Source organism: Pseudomonas syringae group sp. 26L6 (genome assembly GCF_032587815.1).
Taxonomy (GTDB): domain Bacteria; phylum Pseudomonadota; class Gammaproteobacteria; order Pseudomonadales; family Pseudomonadaceae; genus Aquipseudomonas; species Aquipseudomonas amygdali.
Genome location: NZ_JAWHPJ010000025.1, coordinates 40,136 through 58,413, shown reverse-complemented (window position 1 = coordinate 58,413; position 18,278 = coordinate 40,136). Strand labels below are relative to the sequence as shown.

The window sequence follows — 18,278 nt, the reverse complement described above, 5'->3', positions numbered from 1 at the left end:
ATAACCAAGGCTTGGCCGTAATCTCTGGACAATAAAAAACCCGCAGAGCGCGGGTTTTGATGTGCGGGGCGTTACACGATCGTCATCGCTTGCCCGGTTTTGCAAACGCTTCGGCTTCATCCATGCGCGTGGCGAACATGTTCACGGCTTCGACCGCATCGCTTGCGCCGTCGCGGATCTGCACGATGACCTGTCCGGCCTGATCGGCCAGTGTCACACCTCGAATGGCGCCTTCCTGCGTGGCATCCATGCTCGCCACGGCTTCACGTGTTTCGGCGAGAATCTTGCCGATCATTTCGGCAATCTCGGTGGTCGAGCCGCTGGTACGCCCGGCCAGTTGCCGCACTTCGTCGGCGACCACCGCAAACCCACGACCCTGATCACCCGCCCGTGCCGCTTCGATGGCAGCGTTGAGCGCCAGCAGGTTGGTCTGATCGGCGATGCCGCGGATGGTGTTGACGATGGCGGTGATCTGCTCGGAGCGATCGCCCAGTTGGCTCACCAGCTTCGCCGATGCGCCGATGTTTTCGGCAATCTGGCGCATTTCCCGAGCGGTTTCCTGAATGACCAGGGTTCCCTGTTCGGCCACTTTCTCGGTTTCTGCCGAGATATGGTAGGCACGCGACGCACCATGCGCATCGGCTTCCTGCTTTTCGACACGCTGGGTAATGTCACTGGCAAACTTGACGATCTTGTAGAGCTTGCCGTCGACATCAAAAACCGGGTTATACGTTGCTTCCAGCCAGACAACCCGGCCATGTTTGCCGAGGCGTTTGAACTGATCGCCAATGAACTCGCCCTGATTCAACTTGCGCCAGAATTCGGCATATTCCGGGCTGTTGGTCAGTGCCGGTTCGCAGAACGATCTGTGGTGTTTACCTTTGATCTCGTTCAGTGCGTAACCCATGACGTTCAGGAAGTTATTGTTGGCGGTTATCACATTGCCATTGGGCTCGAATTCGCAAACAGCCATGGCCCGGTCTACTGCTGCCAGCTTGCTGTTGGTCTCGTTTTCGAGCATTACGCGTTTGGTGACGTCCAGAGCATATTTGACCACCTTGAAGACTTTGCCCTGCGTATCGGTCACCGGGTTGTAGCTTGCCTCCAGCCAGACGCTACGGCCACTCTTATCGATGCGCTTGAAGGTGCCGGAGATGAACTTGCCAGCCTTCAGAGACGCCCACAGGTCCGCGTATTCACGGCTGCGGAGCATCTCCGGCTCGCAAAAGTCGCGGTGCGTCTTGCTGGCCAGCTCATCGGCCCGGTAGCCCATCGCTGCAAGGAAGTTATCGTTGGCACGAAGGATCTTGCCGTCGAGACCCAGCTCGACCACCGCCATTGATTTTTCCAGTGCGCTTGTCAGTCCTTTGAGTCCATCTACCTCGGCCTTCATGGCTGTCAGTTCAGCTTTGTTCTTGTTTCCGAACATAACCTGCCCCTTGGTGTGTTTGTGGACTTGCTGTGATTAGAGTATCGGCTCGAAAAGCGGCGACATGAACGGTTCATCGCAACAATCGACTGGATAAATGAAGAGATTTATTGGCGTCAAAAAAGTGCAGTTTTTGGTCAAAGAAAAATACATTGACTATAAGTGCACAGATATCTGGAAAAGCGGTCTGCCCGTCAAATTCCGGACAAAGAAAAGCCCGCGATGGGGGAGCGGGCTTAAGGATTCACACTTGGGAGCAGCTCTACAATGACGCGGCCGCTGTGAAAACTTTGTGAAGAGTATTCACTGTTTTCACTTTTTTTCCGGCTGGATGGTGTTGGTCACTTCGGACGTCGGCACGAAGGTCTTCGATTCTTCGGCAGCCGCTTCCTTGGACGCAGCTTTATCCTTGGCCGCTTCGGTGTTCTCTTTGGCAGCCTCGTTCACTTTGTCCTGGGCAGACTCCATCTTCTCCTGGGATTTCTCCTGATGAGCCTGAGCGTCCTGTGCTTTCTGTTCGGATTTGCTGTCGCAGGCAGCCAGACCCAGAGTGGCGGCGATGATGAGGGCGGAGGCAGTAAACTTGAGCACGTAATTTTCCTTGTGGAAGCAAATGTATGGCTTCGATGGTGGGGAGGGAAAATTAGTTCAACGGGATGGGGTGGCAGGGCTCTGGATGGCTGGTATGAGTAGCAGAAGGCCGTTGTGATCTTCTCAAGTGTTGCCTTGAACGGCACCTTTACATGCCGCCAGACTAATCACCCTCTGAGTCAAGCGACTTTCAGCTCGGACTCTTTCCACTGTGTTCCGTCCAATTCGAACGCGGCTCCTTCGTGGGGTTGTGCATTTCGTTCGAAGATGATCGGACCAAAATTGGCGTGGATATAGGCAGCGTAAAAAGCCCTCATGGCAACGTCAGCTGGTCCCGGTATTTCTTGAGATTCGCGCTTTTCCCAGTTGGCAATGGTCTGCACATCGACCCGGAAAATGGCTGCAGCCTCCTCCTGAATGAGATCCTGCTCCTTTCTCAAAAAGCGAAACTGACGCCCGGTCATTGGCGTTTTCTGGCCAATGATATCCACAGCTATCGCTCGATGAAGTCCGTCGATATCTTCGATCTTCACACCCTCGCCGTATGGCGTTTCGAGGATCGTATAGCCATTTTTCAAGAAGATGCCGTCCAGTCCACTGCCTTTATATTTGTACATTTTCATACCTCCCACACCGTAATTGCGAAAAGCTCGTCAGGCTCAGGACTTGGATTGACGGCTACTACCATGCAGACAACATCTCTCGGCGCGAGCTCGCTCATCCGGAACTCGAAGTTGCCATGCCTCTCGCTGTACGTAGGCCCTCGGATGATTGCTCCTCGACGCAGGCATCTCAGGGCCTCCGTGGCGGTTATGCCGCGCTCATAGAGGCGCTCCAGGCAATGCTCGCGAAAGACGACTTTGGAGGAATCTCTTGCCAGGACATGAACAAGATCCTCAAGTTGCTGCTTGCTCCACAAGGGCTGCCTGTTTTTCATGCTGCCTATAATCCTTATAGGTGACACCATATTAGGGTGTCGTCCTTGCGTCGTAAATAATGATTATTTTCCGCTTGAGGCGTCGCGCTTGGAGCCTTTGAAATTAGCGGGTTTTGGTTTGCCGAGGCTTGGCTACCTTGTCACGCGCTGCGAAATGCGGGCAAGCGAATAAGCCGGATGGCGGCAGACGTGCGGTGCAGGAAGAGGCGACACGTGCAGTAGTCTGATTCTACTGGTCTCTTCTGCGCGCGCAGGGTGCAGACACGTCTGTCATTCAAAAAAACCAGACAACAAAAAGCCCGCACGAGGCGGGCTTTTTGTGTGCTTTCAGGTGTGCTTGGCATCACCTGAAAACGAAAGGTGGTGCCCAGAGACGGAATCGAACCGCCGACACGGGGATTTTCAATCCCCTGCTCTACCGACTGAGCTATCTGGGCAACGGGGCGCATTAGACGTGTTTTTCAGGAGGTCGTCAAGCGTGTTTTTTAAAAAATTTGAATTATTACCGACGCTTACGACCTTCACTGCGTGAAACGCTTTATTTTTCGGGGGGTACGTAGCCTTCGGCCTGGGCGTATTCTTCGCCGGAGAGAAACTTGTCCATCTCGGTCTGGAGGAATTTCCGGTCTTCAGCGTTCATCATATTCAGGCGGCGCTCGTTGATCAGCAGGGTTTGGTGTTTCTGCCAGTCGGCCCAGGCTTTTTGCGAGACGTGATTGAAAATGTCTTCGCCCTTGGCGCCAGGGTATGGGGCGCGTTCCAGGCCGGGCAGTTCTTCTTTGTACTTGCGGCACATTACGGTGCGGGTCATGACGACTCTCCTGCGTTCAATACGTCGGCTGCGCGTTTGAGCAGCTTTTTCACCGGGGCAGCTAGGCCCAGGCGTGGCGGGGTGGCGAGGTTATACCAGAGCCAGTCGGCCTCGGCCACGTGATCGGCGGACTCCTGGACCTTGACCAGCCAGGGTTCGATGCTCAACTGGAAGTGGCTGAAAGTGTGGATCAGCCCCGGCAGTTCATGATGCTCGCCCAGTTGCAGCGCGTGTTGGGTGGCCAGGTGCTGAAGGTCATCGAAGTCATCCAGTTCCGGCAGGCTCCACAGGCCGCCCCACAAGCCGCTGGAAGGGCGACGATAAAGCAGGATCGCGCCGTCTTCGTTGGCGAGCATCGGCATGAGCGTGCGTTTCTGCGGCACGGTCTTGCGTGGTTTGGGGATGGGGTAGCGGGTTTCCAGGCCCAGCATGTGCGCCTCGCAACTGCGTTCCAGCGGGCAGAGCAGGCAGCTGGGTTTGCTGCGGGTACAGAGCGTGGCACCGAGGTCCATCATGGCCTGGGTATAGTTGTTGACCCGGCTATGCGGTGTGAAGCGTTCAGCTGTGGCCCACAGCTGTTTGGCCACCTTGGGTTCGCCGGGATAGCCCTCCTGCGCGGTAAAGCGCGCCAGCACGCGTTTGACGTTGCCGTCGAGGATCGGCGCGCGAAGACCCATGCTCAGGCTGGCGATTGCGCCTGCGGTGGATAGACCGATACCGGGCAGCAGGATGAGTTTTTCGACGTCGCGGGGAAACTCGCCATCGTGATCGGCAACCACGATTTTTGCGGTCTTCTGCAAGTTGCGGGCGCGGGTGTAGTAGCCCAGCCCGGTCCATAGGTGCAGCACTTCGTCTTCCGGTGCCTCAGCCAGCGCCTGCACGGTCGGCAGGGCCTCCATGAAGCGGTCGAAGTAATTCAGAACGGTGCTGACCTGGGTCTGCTGCAGCATGATTTCCGATACCCAGACCCGATACGGCGTGATGTCTTGTTGCCAGGGCAGGTCATGTCGGCCATGACGGTCGTACCAGTCCAGCACGGCGCTGGAGAATTGTTCGGGTTGCATGGCCTGAAGGGCTCTCGTCGTCGGGATATGAGTCGGTATAGGAAAGGTTGCGCCAATGGAGCGCCGCGAGGGCGCTCCTGAGCTGTTCACAGTGCTCTAGCGTTTGAACAATCCCTTGAGGGCGTCCTTGAGTTCGGGGCTGACCTTGTCACCGAGTTTTTCATTCAGCTTGTCCTCAAGCTTCTCGCTGATCCGGTCGCCTGCCAGCCTGGCAGCGATCTGGCCCACGCCTTCCTTGTCCAGGCGGCAGGCTTTGGCGCCCAGTTCCAGCGGGCCGCGGCACTGCACCGGCCACTCGATGCCGACAAAGCGCGGATTGATCTCGCACGCTGGGTCCGGCATGTCGCTCTTGTCGCCTTCGACGATGATGCCGACGCGGTAATTCATGCCCAGTACGCGCAGATCGACGTCGCCGTTACCGTTGACGGCCATGCCCGGCGTACGAACCTTGAGGTCCGGGTTACTGGCCACGCCGTTGCGTATCACCAGATTGCCGTTGAGCTGCTGGAAAGGAGTGTCCTTGGCGCGCGGTTCGCCGCTAAGCGTCTTGCGGTTGAGGATCGAAATACCCTTGCACAGCTGCTGCTCCAGGTTGGCATTGACCAGTACGCCGTTATTGAGCGCAAAGCTGGCGGTGCCGTTCAGGCTGTCGATCAGGGCTTTTTCGCTGTTGCCTGTGCCGGTCAGGCTGCTGTCTAGGTTCAGCAGGCCACGCACTGGCGGCGTCTGGCCCTGGCTTTCCAGAATGCGTTCGACCGGTACTTTGGCAATGCGCGTCTGTACCGTGGCCACAGGCGTGTCCGGACGCGCGTCCAGATTGCCCTTGACCTCGAAGTTGCCGTTGTACAGGTCGCCACTCAGCGTATCGACCTTGATAAGACCACCGTTGGCCTGGGTCTTGAACGCTGCGTTGTCGATGGGCAGTTTGTTCAGGGTCAGTTTGCCGAAGCTCAGGTCAGCTTCGACATCCAGCGTACGCAAGCGCTCCAGCGGCAGCAGCCTGGCAGTGCTCCAGGCGGCCTTGGTCGGTTGTTCGGGCAGCGGTGAATCGCCCGCAGCAGCGGCGGCTTCACCGGATTGAACCTCGGATTTGCGCGCGGCCTTGGCACCTTTGCTTTCTTCGCTCTCAGCCGGACGATAGCGGTCGGCGTCGAAGGTATCGCCCTTGAGCTGGACACGCAGCGCCTGCTTGGCGAAGTCGTCCACGGCGATCCGACCCGTGAAGGTGCTGTCGTCGACTTTCAGGTTGAGGTTTTCCAGCGCAAGGCTGGTGGGCGTGCCGGCGAGGCGTGTGACCATTTCAACCTTGCTCAGCGCGCCCTCGGACATGGCGGGCAATGGCTGGCCGATGTTTTCGAAGAAGGTGCGCAGGTCGAGCTGGGCGATGGACAGGCCGCCGCTGATCTGTGGCGTTTTATCCAGATCACGGGCACGCAGTTCGCCCAGTGCACGCAACTGGTTGGCTGACACTTTGAGGCTGTTCCATTCGGCGATATTGGCGGCAAGGTCTACCAGCAGCTGGCCCTGCGCCGAGAAAGTGACGGTCTTGCCCTGCAGCGGCTCGCCTGCGACTTCGCCGGACAAGCGCATGTCTTCGAATTGATAGCGCTTGAGTACGCGGTCCATGCGCAGTTCGCCGACCAGTTCGGTCTTGGCGCGCACGACGGGCTGGTTGGTGCTTAGAAAGGCCGTCAGTTTGATCGGGATATCGGACGCCTCACGAATCGGCCCGGTACTCAGCTGAATGCTCTCGGCCATGAAGGTCCTACCTTTTCGGGCATCGCTGTAATCCACGCGGGCGTTGTTGACGGTCAGGCTGTCGATATCCAGGCGGATCGGCTGGGAAGGGCGATCCGCTTTGGGCGCGTCCGGAGCCGGGGCCGGCGTTGTCTCGCCAGATGTTTCAGTGCTTGCCACGGCAGGCTTGCCGATGTCTTCCCAGTTGCCATGACCGTTTTCATCGCGGTGCAGGGTCAGGTTCAGGCCTTCGACGCGAATGTCGCTCATCTGTACCTGCCGACGAAGCAATGGCAGGACACGTACGGACAGGCCGAGCATCTGCACATCGGCGAACGGCTGATCGGGAGCGGTCAGGGTGGCGACATGGGCGTCGTGCAATTCCAGGCCGAGCCAGGGGAACAGGCTCCAGCCGATATCGCCGTTGAGCGTCAGCTCGACGTTGGCCTTGTCGCGTGCCAGCTGGCGAATCTCGTCTTTGTAGTCGTTGGGATCAAACAGGTGGGTCAGGGCGAAGCCGAGAGCCACGATGATCAGCAACAGCCCGAGAATAAACAGCCCCAGGATTTTGCCGAACGCTTTCATGGGCGAGTCCTTGTGTCGATATTCAAAAATAGCCCGTGAGTATACCGCTCTGACGCGCGTACCGGGCTGCGGATGCCTTTATTGCTGTCCGGTCTCCGGTTTGAGGTAGCAGTGCTCCTCTCGACCCTACAGCTACATAGCTTTTTTGCCTCAACTAAGGTTCTGACAGGCTTTTCCTTATCATTTAATTGATTGCATCTATGGCGTCATAGAGCGCGCGGATTAACCGATAAAATAGATAATAAAAAGCATGTAACGAGATGCTTATTTGCCATCAGACAGTGATAGTCTCCGTTTTTGCTGGCTCAGGTGCGTCTTTTTGTCACGTATCTGAACAACCTGCCGATAAAACAGACATGGCCGCTCGGCATAGAGTCTGTGGCGGACCAGCGGACCATCTGCGAGCTTCACACATTGGGGTAATTATAATGAGCACAAGCACAGCCTTGGGCGGCGACGCCGTTCAGCCTGCGTTCTTGTCCAAAGAGCGCATTATCGCCAAGCCCGGTTTCAACCGTTGGCTTGTTCCACCAGCAGCATTGGCCATCCATCTTTGTATCGGTATGGCTTACGGCTTCTCGGTGTTCTGGTTGCCGTTGTCCAAGGCCGTGGGTATTACTGCCCCCGTCGCCTGTACTCCGGACATGGGTTTCTTCGCGCAGATGTTCGCGTCGACCTGTGACTGGCAGATATCGATGCTGGGTTGGATCTACACCCTGTTCTTCATCTTTCTGGGTTGCTCGGCTGCCATCTGGGGTGGCTGGCTGGAGCACGCAGGTCCACGCAAGGCCGGTGTTGTTTCTGCCCTGTGCTGGTGTGGCGGTCTGCTGATTTCCGCGTTGGGTATTTATACCCACCAGATCTGGCTGATGTGGCTGGGCTCGGGGGTTATCGGCGGCATTGGTCTGGGGCTGGGCTATATCTCTCCCGTTTCGACCCTGATCAAGTGGTTCCCGGACAAGCGCGGCATGGCGACCGGTATGGCGATTATGGGCTTTGGTGGCGGCGCAATGGTCGGTGCACCACTGGCCACTGCGCTGATGGGCCACTTTGCCTCGGCTGAAAGCGTTGGCGTCTGGCAGAGCTTCGTGGTGATGGCGGTGATCTACTTCATCTTCATGATCGGTGGCGCGCTGGGCTATCGCGTTCCGCCAACCGGCTGGAAACCTGAAGGCTGGACCGCTCCGGCTGCCAAGGCCAAGAACTCGATGATCACCAACCGTCACGTGCATGTCAGCGTGGCCTGGAAGACACCGCAGTTCCGTCTGGTCTGGCTGGTGCTGTGCCTGAACGTATCGGCCGGTATCGGCATCCTGGGCATGGCTTCGCCGCTGTTGCAGGAAGTGTTCGCCGGCAAACTGCTGGGCGTCGATCTGACCTTCAGCCAGCTCAATGCCGACCAGCTGAAAGCCATTGCTGCGATTGCAGCCGGCTTCACGGGTCTGTTGAGTCTGTTCAACATCGGCGGTCGTTTCTTCTGGGCTTCGTGCTCGGACTTCATCGGTCGCAAGGCAACCTACTTCGTATTCTTCGCACTGGGCTTCCTGCTTTATGCGTCGGTTCCGACCCTGAGCCACATGGGTAGCATTGCCCTGTTCGTGGCCGCGTTCTGCATCGTGCTGTCGATGTACGGTGGCGGTTTCGCGACGGTTCCGGCTTATCTGGCTGACCTGTTCGGTACGCAGATGGTCGGCGCGATCCACGGTCGTCTGCTGACTGCCTGGGCTGCGGCCGGTGTGCTCGGTCCGGTATTGGTCAACTACCTGCGTGAGTACCAACTCGCCCACGGTGTTGCACGTGCCGATGCCTACGACATCACCTTGTACATCCTCTCGGGTCTGCTGGTGCTGGGCTTTATCTGCAACCTGCTGATTCGTCCGGTTGCCGACAAGTACTTCATGACCGACGCCGAGCTGGCGGCTGAACAAGCCATCGGTCACGACAAGGGTGCCAATGCCACGACTTCGCTGGAGTGGAAAGCATCCGCAGGCAGTAAGCCGCTGGTCATCGCCGCCTGGCTGGCCGTAGGCATCCCGCTGGCGTGGGGCGTCTGGATTACCCTGCAAAAAACCGCAGTGCTGTTCCACTAAAAGCCTGTAGGTAACAGATAAGCGCTTGCACTTAGGTGCAGGCGCTTTTTTTTGTGCACAGAATTCTTGTTCCACGCACTCTGAATCGGACGCAGAGCATCCCACTATAGTTGAGGCTATCGTTCCACACGCTCCAGCGTGGGAATGCCGTTCGTGACGCTCTGCGTCACCTATCTGCGGCTCAATGTGTTTGATGCACTGCCCGTTCCCCCGCAGACGCTGCTACATTAGCAACCCCTGTTTTTATTGCCTGTAGGAGTTGTTTGCATGCTAGCCCACGTGGAGTCATACGCTGGTGATCCGATCCTTTCCCTGATGGAAACCTTTGGCAAGGATTCCCGTGCGGACAAGGTCAATCTGAGCATCGGCTTGTATTACGACGCGCAGGGCCGTATCCCTCAGCTGGCATGCGTAGCAACGGCACAACAGCAACTGGCCGAGGGCGAGCAGGCGGCTTCTGTCTATCTGCCGATGGAAGGCCTGGCGGCTTATCGGCAGGCAGTGCAGACCCTGTTGTTCGGGGCGGATCACCCGCTTGTGCAGGCAGGACGCGTGGCGACCATCCAGACCGTGGGCGGCTCCGGCGCGCTGAAAGTAGGTGCCGACTTCCTCAAGTATGCCTTCCCGGACTCGCAGGTCTGGGTCAGCGATCCGACCTGGGAAAACCACAACGCGCTGTTCGGTGGTGCGGGCTTCAAGGTCAACAGCTACCCGTATTTCGACGCGCAGACTGGCGGGGTCAGGTTCGAGGCCATGCTCGACACGGTGCAGGGCCTGCCTGCGCAGAGCATCCTCCTGCTGCACCCGTGCTGCCATAACCCGACCGGTGCCGATCTGACAGTCGAGCAATGGGACCGGTTGATCGAGGTTATCAAGGATCGTCAGCTCATCGCGTTTCTGGATATTGCCTATCAGGGCTTCGGCAAGGGCATTGATGAGGATGCCTATGCCATCCGCGCAATGGCCAACGCAGGTGTTACAACGCTGGTCAGTAACTCGTTCTCGAAAATCTTCTCGCTGTACGGCGAGCGGGTCGGCGGGCTGTCGGTCGTCTGCGAAGACACCGCGTCGGCTGCCAACGTATTCGGCCAGCTGAAGGCCACTGTACGTCGCAACTACTCCAGCCCGCCTGCGCATGGCGCCTTTCTGGTTTCAAAAGTGCTCAACACACCGCACCTGCGCGAGCAGTGGCTGAGCGAAGTCGAGGCCATGCGCGTGCGCATCATCGACATGCGCACGCGGCTGGTTGAGGTGCTGGCGCAGAAGGTTTCCGGACGTGATTTCAGCTTTATCCTCAGGCAGAGCGGGATGTTCAGCTATACCGGTCTGACGCCACAGCAGGTCGATGAACTGAAAGACGTTCACGGCATTTACATGCTGCGCAGTGGCCGGGTGTGCATGGCGGGCCTGAATGAAGGCAATATCGACAAGGTATGTAACGCAATCGCGAGCCTCTTCACCCACTAAATGCCCTGCTGGTCGTCTGTTTGCTTCATGGCGGGCGCATCTGGGCCTATAATGCTCGCCTTTTTTCGCCCAATGATTTTGCGGAGCTGGTGATGGCCGAACGTAAGGCGTACGTCGAGCGTAATACTCTGGAAACCCAGATCAAAGCCTCGATCAACCTGGATGGCACCGGAAAGGCCCGATTCGATATCGGTGTGCCTTTTCTTGAGCACATGCTCGACCAGATCGCCCGGCACGGGCTGATCGACCTGGACATCGAGTGCAAGGGTGACCTGGCAATCGATGATCACCATACGGTGGAAGACGTCGGTATCACCGTGGGACAGGCGTTCAGCCAGGCCATCGGCGACAAGAAAGGCATTCGTCGTTACGGCCACGCCTATGTGCCGCTCGACGAAGCGCTGTCGCGCGTGGTCATCGACTTTTCGGGCCGTCCGGGCCTGCAGATGCATGTGCCGTATACCCGTGCCACGGTGGGTGGCTTTGATGTGGACCTGTTTCAGGAGTTCTTCCAGGGCTTCGTCAACCACGCGAACGTGACGCTGCACATCGACAACCTGCGTGGCACCAACACTCACCACCAGATCGAGACCGTGTTCAAGGCTTTCGGTCGCGCGCTGCGCATGGCGGTCGAGCTGGATGAGCGCATGGCCGGGCAAATGCCATCCACCAAGGGTGTGCTCTGATGCAGACGGTTGCGGTCATCGATTACGGTATGGGCAACCTGCACTCTGTCGCCAAGGCGCTTGAGCACGTAGGCGCAGGCCGTGTGCTGATTACCAGTGACGCCAAGGTGATTCGCGAAGCCGACCGTGTGGTGTTTCCGGGTGTGGGCGCGATTCGCGACTGCATGGCCGAGATCCGCCGTCTGGGCTTTGATTCGCTGGTCAGGGAAGTCAGCCAGGACCGTCCGTTTCTCGGCATCTGCGTCGGCATGCAGGCGTTGCTCGACAGAAGTGAAGAGAGCGGCGGCGTGGACTGCATCGGTCTTTTTCCTGGCCAGGTGAAGTTTTTCGGCAAGGACCTGTATGAAGAAGGCGAGCACCTGAAAGTGCCGCACATGGGCTGGAATCAGGTCGCTCAGGCGGTGGATCACCCGCTGTGGCATGACATTCCGGACCTGGCGCGTTTCTACTTCGTGCACAGTTTCTACATCGATGCCGCCAACCAGCGTCAGGTGGTCGGGCGCGGTCACTACGGCCTCGACTTTGCCGCCGCGCTGGCCGACGGTTCGCGTTTTGCCGTGCAATTTCACCCGGAAAAGAGCCACATCCACGGTCTGCAATTACTGCAGAACTTCGCTGCCTGGGATGGTCGCTGGTAATCGTATGAGCAAAACCAAGAGCAAGCCGCCGATTCTGACCCTTTCGCCCGAGCATGAGCAGCAGGCGATCGACAAGCTCAAGCGCCTGTTCGCAGAGCGCTTCGAGCTGGAGCTGGGTACGTTTGAAGTGGCTGAGGTACTGGAATTGTTCACCCGCGAGATTGCCCCGCATTACTACAATCGCGCTATTTTCGATGTTCAGCAGCAGCTCAAGGAGCGGTTCGAGAGCATCGAAAGCGACCTCTGGGCGCTCGAAAAGAATTGAATAGAAGCAGCTTTGAGCTTCAGGCTTCAAGCCGCAAGAATCAGTGAGTACGCATACTTGCAGCTAATCGCTTGCAGCTTGCCGCTCTTTTTGACCAAGGAATAAGCATGCTGATTATCCCCGCTATCGACCTCAAAGACGGTGCCTGTGTACGTCTGCGTCAGGGCCGGATGGAAGATTCCACGGTGTTCTCCGATGACCCGGTGGCCATGGCTGCCAAGTGGGTCGACGGTGGTTGCCGCCGTCTGCATCTGGTCGATCTGAACGGTGCGTTCGAAGGACAGCCGGTCAACGGTGATGTGGTCACGGCCATTGCCAGACGCTACCCGAACCTGCCGATCCAGATTGGTGGCGGCATCCGTTCGCTGGAAACCATCGAGCACTACGTCAAGGCAGGCGTGAGCTACGTCATCATTGGCACCAAGGCAGTCAAAGAGCCCGAGTTCGTGGCTGAAGCCTGCCGCGCGTTCCCAGGCAAGGTGATCGTCGGTCTGGATGCCAAGGACGGTTTCGTCGCCACCGATGGCTGGGCTGAAGTCAGCTCGGTTCAGGTCATTGATCTGGCCAAGCGTTTTGAAGCCGATGGCGTGTCTGCCATTGTCTACACCGACATCGCCAAAGACGGCATGATGCAGGGCTGCAACATCCCGTTCACCGCCGCGCTGGCGGCGGCTACGCGGATCCCGGTGATTGCTTCGGGTGGCATTCATAACCTGGGCGACATTCAGGCGCTGTTGAATGCGAAGGCTCCGGGCATCATCGGCGCAATCACCGGTCGTGCGATCTACGAAGGTACGCTGGATGTGGCCGAAGCCCAGGCGCTCTGCGACCGCGAACAACGCTGAATAGCTGGAGACTGACCCTGTGGCCCTAGCCAAACGCATCATCCCTTGCCTGGACGTCGACAACGGTCGAGTGGTCAAGGGTGTCAAGTTCGAGAACATCCGGGATGCAGGCGATCCGGTGGAAATTGCTCGTCGTTACGATGAGCAGGGTGCCGACGAAATTACTTTTCTCGACATCACTGCCAGCGTCGATGGCCGTGACACCACGCTGCACACCGTCGAGCGCATGGCCAGTCAGGTGTTCATTCCGCTGACTGTCGGTGGCGGCGTGCGTACCGTGCAGGACATCCGCAACCTGCTCAATGCGGGCGCGGACAAGGTGTCGATCAACACGGCAGCGGTGTTCAACCCTGAGTTTGTCGGTGAAGCCGCCGCTCGTTTCGGGTCGCAGTGCATTGTGGTCGCTATTGATGCCAAGAAGGTCTCCGGCCCGGGTGAAACCCCGCGCTGGGAAATCTTCACCCACGGTGGACGCAAACCCACTGGGCTGGACGCGGTGCTCTGGGCGAAAAAGATGGAAGACCTGGGGGCTGGCGAGATCCTGTTGACCAGCATGGACCAGGACGGCATGAAGAACGGCTTCGACCTGGGCGTCACCCGCGTCATCAGTGATGCGCTGGGCATCCCGGTGATTGCTTCCGGTGGTGTCGGCAACCTTGAGCACCTGGCCGCCGGCGTCATCGAAGGCCACGCCAGTGCCGTGCTGGCGGCGAGTATTTTCCACTTTGGCGAATACACCGTTCCCGAAGCAAAGGCTTATATGGCCAGTCGCGGGATTGTGGTGCGCTGAGTACTGCGCATCAAAGCGGGCGTCGCTTGTTTCAGACCATGGGTTTGAAGCAGTCGGCGCTCGCTCTGTTTCAGCCCTGTGGCATTCGAGTATTACCTGTAAGCGACATCGCCGGACAGCGCGCTAGACAGTGCGCCGGGTTCGCGGCACTCTGCATGCGTCAGTCACGATCGAGTGCCGGAACATGTTCAAACGTCTATTTCTCGCACTGATCGGTGTCGGCTTGTTGCTGAATGAAACTGCGCGAGCCAGCGACTCAACGCCTTATTCCATGGTGTTGCTCACCGAGAATTTCCCGCCGTTCAACATGGCGGTCGATGGCAAGAATTTCGCGCAGGAAAACAACATCGACGGTATTGCCGCTGAAGTGGTGCGCGAGATGTTCAAGCGCGCAAACATTGGTTACAGCATGACCCTGCGTTTTCCGTGGGATCGGGTTTACAAGCTTGCCCTCGACAAGCCCGGCTATGGTGTGTTCTCCACCACTCGCCTGCCTGAGCGCGAAAAACTGTTCAAATGGGTGGGTCCGGTAGGCTCCTATGACTGGATCATGCTCGCCCGCGGCGACAGCCCCATCACGTTAACGTCGCTTGAGCAGGCAAAGAACTACAGGATTGGTGCCTATAAAGGCGACGCCATCGGCGAGCGTCTGAACGCGATGGGCCTTAACCCGATTTTGATGCTGCGTGACCGGGACAACGTGAAAAAGCTCGACAATGGTCAGATCGATCTGTGGGCCGTGGGCGATCCGGTTGGCCGCTATCTGGCGAAACTGGAAGGGGTCTCGGGGTTCAAGACAGCGCTGCGTTTCAACAGCGCCGAACTTTACCTGGCAGTCAACAAGAGCACGCCTGACGATGTTGTGGCTCGCCTGCAGAAAGCCCTCGACCAGATGCGCGCCGAGGGTTGGGTCGATGCCGTCAAGGCGCGCTATCAGTAATCGCTCAACCTGCTGCGGGAAGGGTGTCTTCACGTACGTTGGAGGGCTGCCCATTGATGTCATGGGCGTAAGTGCAGATCTTCAACGGCAGCAGTATCTGGCGGGCCCATCTTGACCGTTTAATGGTCGATCGGGCGATGTTCGTACGACCAACTGACCGATAATGCGCCTAACCGGTTTTTCCCCATAACCACCTGTGGCTCGGGCGTCGGTCCCGCCGGTTGCAGCTCTATGGCAAGCGCAAGCGGCTGGATGCCGTCCTTGATAACGGTGTCTTGCTCTCCGTTGTGGAGACCTCATCCTTTAAGCCGGAATTGATCGGGTTATCAAGGCTGAAACGGCGCGTGACATGGAAAACAGACCTTGCCTACTTTGCGTGCGGAACGTGCTGACTCGGTTTTGGCGGGATCGACGGTAAAATCCGTCAGCGTCATGTCTGGAAAGGCGAGCGCAGATTGGCGAAAGCCAATTATATGCAATTAAGAGCTATTTATATGCATCATAAGTGTTGCCCGCGCTACATAAGTGTTGCATATTGATGTTGCCGAAACGGTAGGATTCAAGCAATGAAGTGCAACGAGTTTCGGCGATGGTTGCAGGCTCAAGGCGCTGAGTTCAGGGCTGCCAAGGGTAGTCATTTCAAGGTTTACCTGAATGGTAAGGCAACCATCTTTGCAGACCATGGAAGCAAAGAAATGCACGAAGGGTTACGCAAGTCGATCATCAAGCAGCTCGGCCTTAAGGATTGACGTCGAGCTGCTCCACTACAGGTGAGACCTTATGTATCAATATCCATTGGATCTACATCGGGAGCCGACAGGCGTTTGGCTGTCGTGTCCAGACATTCCCGAAATGAGCGCCTCTGGCGACACCCTGCCTGAAGCATTTAGCGAAGCTCTTGACGGCATGGAATCGGCTCTATCGCTCTACGTCGATCAGCGTCGCAAGATTCCCCAAGCCTCAGTCGTACCCGGCCATGAACTGTTGATGCGTTTGCCTGCGCTGACGGTTGCCAAAATCATGCTATGGAACAGCTTGTTGGAAGAGGGCGTTAGCCGTGCTGAGCTGGCGCGTCGCCTCGGTTGCACGCGGCAAGTGGTGGATCGGCTTGTGGACTTTCTGCATGCCTCGAAAATCGAGCAGGTGGAGCGAGCGCTGGCTGAGCTTGGTCGGCGTATTACGTTGAGCATTGAGCGGGCCGCTTGATGTGTAACACCTCATTTGAAAGACCAGCTGACGGACGTTTCGTCGTTCGCAGGCTCAGCGATACACCCCATTCTTGCCATGCGCCGCACTCGCCTGATTGCCGCGTTCGCTGATCATGCTGCGCAGGTCGATCCATTCGACGCCCTGATCCTTGAGTTTGGGCAACTCGCGTTCCAGTACGTCCAGCGTGACAGGGTAGGGGTGACCGATGACCACTGCCGAGCCATGCTTGCGGGCGATTTTGATGGCTGACTGCAATTGTCGGTTGATGGCTTCGGCCGTGCGCTCGTCGTCCAGAAACACGTCGCGTGAGACGCTTGCGAGGCCGATGCGCTGAGCCTCTGCGGCTGCCACGGTTTTCGCGCTGGTGCGGCTGTCCACGAAAAACAGATGACGTCTTTGCAGTTCGGCCATCAACCAGGCCATCGCGACCGGTTCGGCGGTCATCCGGCTGCCCATGTGGTTATTGATGCCGGCTGCATAAGGCACTTTCAGCAGCGCCGCATTGAGACGGCTTTCCAGTTCAGGCAAGGGCAGCTCGGGGTGCCAGGCGTAAGGCCCGGTCGCCGGGTCCATCGGCATGTGCAGCATGACCGTCTTGCCTGCGCGGTGGGCCTCGCGGGCAAATTCGGTGGCGTGCGGAGTGTCAGGCATGATCGCCAGCGTTACCGGGCCGGGGAGCGCCAGCGTACGGCTATCCCGCGCCGGGTTCTGACCCAGGTCGTCGATGATCAGGCTGAGATAGGCCTTCGGCGGCTTGCCGGTGCTCTCGACTGGCGCTGCATGGGCAGCACCAGTGATCGAGAGTGTCAGCAGTAACAGAGCGAGAGCGCGCATCCGTCAATTGCCGCGGGTGATACTCAGCCCTTTCAGCAGGCTGAGGGCCTGGCTGAGCTGGAAGTCATCATCCTGCGGACGCGCCTTGGCTGCTGCGCCACCCTTGACGGTCGGCTTGTCGGCACCGCCGTTGCCATTGCCCAGGTGGCCCATCAGGTCGGCTTCCTTGTAGTTCTCGCCGTCTGCTTCGCTGGTGACCTTGGCCCGACGTACCACGATGTCCGGGTTGATGCCCTGCGCCTGGATCGAGCGACCGTTCGGCGTGTAATACAACGCTGTGGTGATCTTCAGAGCGCGATCGTTGTTTAACGGCAGAACGGTTTGCACCGAGCCTTTGCCGAAGGTGTCGGTGCCCATCAGAATCCCGCGTTTCTGGTCTTGCAGGGCACCGGCGACGATTTCCGACGCAGAAGCGCTGCCGCCGTTGATCAACACCACCAGCGGTACGCCTTCGCTGGCGTCTGCCGGGTCTGCCGAGAAACGCAGTTCGGAGTTGGCGATGCGACCTTTGGTGTAGACAATCAGGCCTTTGGTAAGGAAGTGGTCCGCCACCTGCACCGCCGATTGCAGCACGCCGCCGGGGTTGTTGCGCAGGTCGAGAATCAGGCCGCTCATCTTCTTGCCATTGTCCTTGCGGAATTTGGCCAGCGCCTTGCCGACTTCGTCCCCGGTCTTGACCTGGAACTGGGTAATGCGGATGTAGCCGTATCCGTTTTCCAGCATCTGCGCCTTGACGCTCTTGACCTGGATGGTCGCCCGCGCCAGCGTCACATCAAACGGCGTACCGCCATCGCGCACCAGTGTCAGGGTGATCTTCTCGCCGATTTTGCCGCGCATCTTGTCGACCGCTTCCTGCATGTTCTGGCCCTGGGTCGGCGTGCCATTGATCTTCACGATCAGGTCGCCTGCCTCAATGCCAGCCTTGGAAGCAGGTGTGTCGTCGATGGGTGAAACCACCTTGACGAACCCGTCTTCGACGCCCACTTCGATGCCCAGTCCACCGAACTCGCCGCTGGTGCTTTCCTGCAGCTCCTGGAAATCTTCCGGGCCCAGGTAGGCGGAGTGTGGATCAAGGTTGCTGAGCATGCCCTTGATGGCGTTTTCCAGCAGAGTCTTGTCGTCCACTGGCTCGACATAGGCCGCCTTGACCCGATCCATGACCTCGGCAAAGGTGCGCAGCTCGTCAAGCGGCAGCGGCGGCTTGGCGTTGGCATTGGGCTTGGCGGGCGAGACTGCTGCAGGCGTGGCTGGCGCGGTCTTTTCGGCAGCTTGCGCCAAAGGCGCGCCAATAACGATGGCAATTGCCAGGGCCAGCGAGGTGAGGCGGGACAAATGCAGCATGTCTAACGAACTCCTACAG

19 protein-coding genes, 1 tRNA gene and 1 pseudogene are annotated in these 18,278 nt (G+C 58.2%); 10 read left to right on the top strand and 11 right to left on the bottom strand.

Going from position 1 to position 18,278, the window contains the following annotated elements; translation table 11 throughout:
* Nucleotides 1–82: 82 nt before the first annotated feature.
* The 8 genes from RYA97_RS13815 to RYA97_RS13780 all read right to left on the bottom strand — a co-directional run bounded on the left by RYA97_RS13815 (nt 83) and on the right by RYA97_RS13780 (nt 7,154).
* Entirely contained in the window at nt 83–1,429 is a 1,347-nt protein-coding gene (locus tag RYA97_RS13815) for a PAS domain-containing methyl-accepting chemotaxis protein (protein WP_316892503.1), read from the bottom strand.
* Nucleotides 1,430–1,741: 312 nt separating this feature from the next.
* Nucleotides 1,742–2,020 (bottom strand): hypothetical protein, encoded by a 279-nt coding sequence (locus tag RYA97_RS13810; protein WP_004655093.1) that lies wholly within the window; start codon nt 2,018–2,020, stop codon nt 1,742–1,744.
* A gap of 179 nt (nt 2,021–2,199) precedes the next feature.
* Nucleotides 2,200–2,643 carry a helix-turn-helix domain-containing protein gene (locus RYA97_RS13805; RefSeq protein ID WP_003372222.1) on the bottom strand — a complete coding sequence of 148 codons (444 nt, stop codon included), beginning with the start codon at nt 2,641–2,643 and terminating at the stop codon, nt 2,200–2,202.
* Nucleotides 2,640–2,957 carry a DUF4258 domain-containing protein gene (locus RYA97_RS13800; protein WP_005781631.1) on the bottom strand — a complete coding sequence of 106 codons (318 nt, stop codon included), beginning with the start codon at nt 2,955–2,957 and terminating at the stop codon, nt 2,640–2,642. Before RYA97_RS13800 ends, RYA97_RS13805 begins: the two co-directional genes overlap by 4 nt.
* A 361-nt stretch (nt 2,958–3,318) precedes the next feature.
* Nucleotides 3,319–3,394 (bottom strand) — tRNA-Phe (locus tag RYA97_RS13795).
* A 101-nt stretch (nt 3,395–3,495) separates the two neighbouring features.
* Nucleotides 3,496–3,768: an oxidative damage protection protein gene (locus RYA97_RS13790; RefSeq protein WP_002555777.1), complete on the bottom strand. Its 273-nt coding sequence runs from the start codon at nt 3,766–3,768 to the stop codon at nt 3,496–3,498.
* On the bottom strand, nt 3,765–4,832 hold the full coding sequence (mutY, locus tag RYA97_RS13785) for an A/G-specific adenine glycosylase (RefSeq protein ID WP_002555776.1): 1,068 nt from the start codon (nt 4,830–4,832) through the stop codon (nt 3,765–3,767). The genes RYA97_RS13790 and mutY overlap by 4 nt, the downstream gene beginning before the upstream one ends.
* A 96-nt stretch (nt 4,833–4,928) precedes the next feature.
* The gene (locus tag RYA97_RS13780) at nt 4,929–7,154 is read right to left on the bottom strand and encodes an AsmA family protein (RefSeq protein ID WP_046832908.1); all 2,226 of its coding nucleotides are present in this window, start codon (nt 7,152–7,154) and stop codon (nt 4,929–4,931) included.
* 428 nt (nt 7,155–7,582) lie between these two features.
* On the opposite strand from RYA97_RS13780, the gene RYA97_RS13775 reads away from it, so the two are divergent.
* The 8 genes from RYA97_RS13775 to RYA97_RS13740 all read left to right on the top strand — a co-directional run bounded on the left by RYA97_RS13775 (nt 7,583) and on the right by RYA97_RS13740 (nt 14,875).
* Entirely contained in the window at nt 7,583–9,244 is a 1,662-nt protein-coding gene (locus tag RYA97_RS13775; RefSeq protein ID WP_002555774.1) for an OFA family MFS transporter, read from the top strand.
* 267 nt (nt 9,245–9,511) lie between these two features.
* Nucleotides 9,512–10,711, top strand: a complete 1,200-nt coding sequence (locus RYA97_RS13770; protein ID WP_005758648.1) for an aromatic amino acid transaminase — start codon at nt 9,512–9,514, stop codon at nt 10,709–10,711.
* 92 nt (nt 10,712–10,803) lie between these two features.
* Nucleotides 10,804–11,397: an imidazoleglycerol-phosphate dehydratase HisB gene (hisB, locus tag RYA97_RS13765; RefSeq protein ID WP_002551454.1), complete on the top strand. Its 594-nt coding sequence runs from the start codon at nt 10,804–10,806 to the stop codon at nt 11,395–11,397.
* The gene (gene hisH, locus RYA97_RS13760; RefSeq protein ID WP_117140106.1) at nt 11,397–12,035 is read left to right on the top strand and encodes an imidazole glycerol phosphate synthase subunit HisH; all 639 of its coding nucleotides are present in this window, start codon (nt 11,397–11,399) and stop codon (nt 12,033–12,035) included. The genes hisB and hisH overlap by 1 nt, the downstream gene beginning before the upstream one ends.
* 4 nt (nt 12,036–12,039) lie before the next feature.
* Nucleotides 12,040–12,300: a DUF2164 domain-containing protein gene (locus tag RYA97_RS13755; RefSeq protein WP_002551456.1), complete on the top strand. Its 261-nt coding sequence runs from the start codon at nt 12,040–12,042 to the stop codon at nt 12,298–12,300.
* Between the two features lie 107 nt (nt 12,301–12,407).
* On the top strand, nt 12,408–13,145 hold the full coding sequence (gene hisA, locus RYA97_RS13750; protein WP_002551457.1) for a 1-(5-phosphoribosyl)-5-[(5-phosphoribosylamino)methylideneamino]imidazole-4-carboxamide isomerase: 738 nt from the start codon (nt 12,408–12,410) through the stop codon (nt 13,143–13,145).
* Between the two features lie 19 nt (nt 13,146–13,164).
* Nucleotides 13,165–13,935: an imidazole glycerol phosphate synthase subunit HisF gene (hisF, locus tag RYA97_RS13745; RefSeq protein WP_316892500.1), complete on the top strand. Its 771-nt coding sequence runs from the start codon at nt 13,165–13,167 to the stop codon at nt 13,933–13,935.
* A 184-nt stretch (nt 13,936–14,119) separates the two neighbouring features.
* Nucleotides 14,120–14,875, top strand: a complete 756-nt coding sequence (locus RYA97_RS13740; RefSeq protein WP_004663214.1) for a substrate-binding periplasmic protein — start codon at nt 14,120–14,122, stop codon at nt 14,873–14,875.
* Nucleotides 14,876–14,879: 4 nt separating this feature from the next.
* On the opposite strand, the pseudogene RYA97_RS13735 reads toward RYA97_RS13740, so the two are convergent.
* Nucleotides 14,880–15,120, bottom strand: a pseudogene (locus RYA97_RS13735) (serine protease); the annotation flags it as partial.
* A gap of 321 nt (nt 15,121–15,441) precedes the next feature.
* Between RYA97_RS13735 and RYA97_RS13730 the strand changes: the two are divergent.
* Together RYA97_RS13730 and RYA97_RS13725 are read left to right on the top strand one after the other, a co-directional pair.
* Complete coding sequence (locus RYA97_RS13730) at nt 15,442–15,624, top strand: type II toxin-antitoxin system HicA family toxin (protein ID WP_005781617.1); 183 nt, start codon at nt 15,442–15,444, stop codon at nt 15,622–15,624.
* Between the two features lie 31 nt (nt 15,625–15,655).
* On the top strand, nt 15,656–16,081 hold the full coding sequence (locus RYA97_RS13725) for a type II toxin-antitoxin system HicB family antitoxin (RefSeq protein ID WP_016981256.1): 426 nt from the start codon (nt 15,656–15,658) through the stop codon (nt 16,079–16,081).
* A gap of 54 nt (nt 16,082–16,135) precedes the next feature.
* Here the strand turns inward: RYA97_RS13725 and RYA97_RS13720 are convergent, their stop codons facing one another.
* Nucleotides 16,136–16,918: a divergent polysaccharide deacetylase family protein gene (locus tag RYA97_RS13720; RefSeq protein WP_005745049.1), complete on the bottom strand. Its 783-nt coding sequence runs from the start codon at nt 16,916–16,918 to the stop codon at nt 16,136–16,138.
* Nucleotides 16,919–16,921: 3 nt separating this feature from the next.
* Nucleotides 16,922–18,259 (bottom strand): S41 family peptidase, encoded by a 1,338-nt coding sequence (locus RYA97_RS13715; RefSeq protein ID WP_002551463.1) that lies wholly within the window; start codon nt 18,257–18,259, stop codon nt 16,922–16,924.
* Nucleotides 18,260–18,278 lie beyond the last annotated feature (19 nt).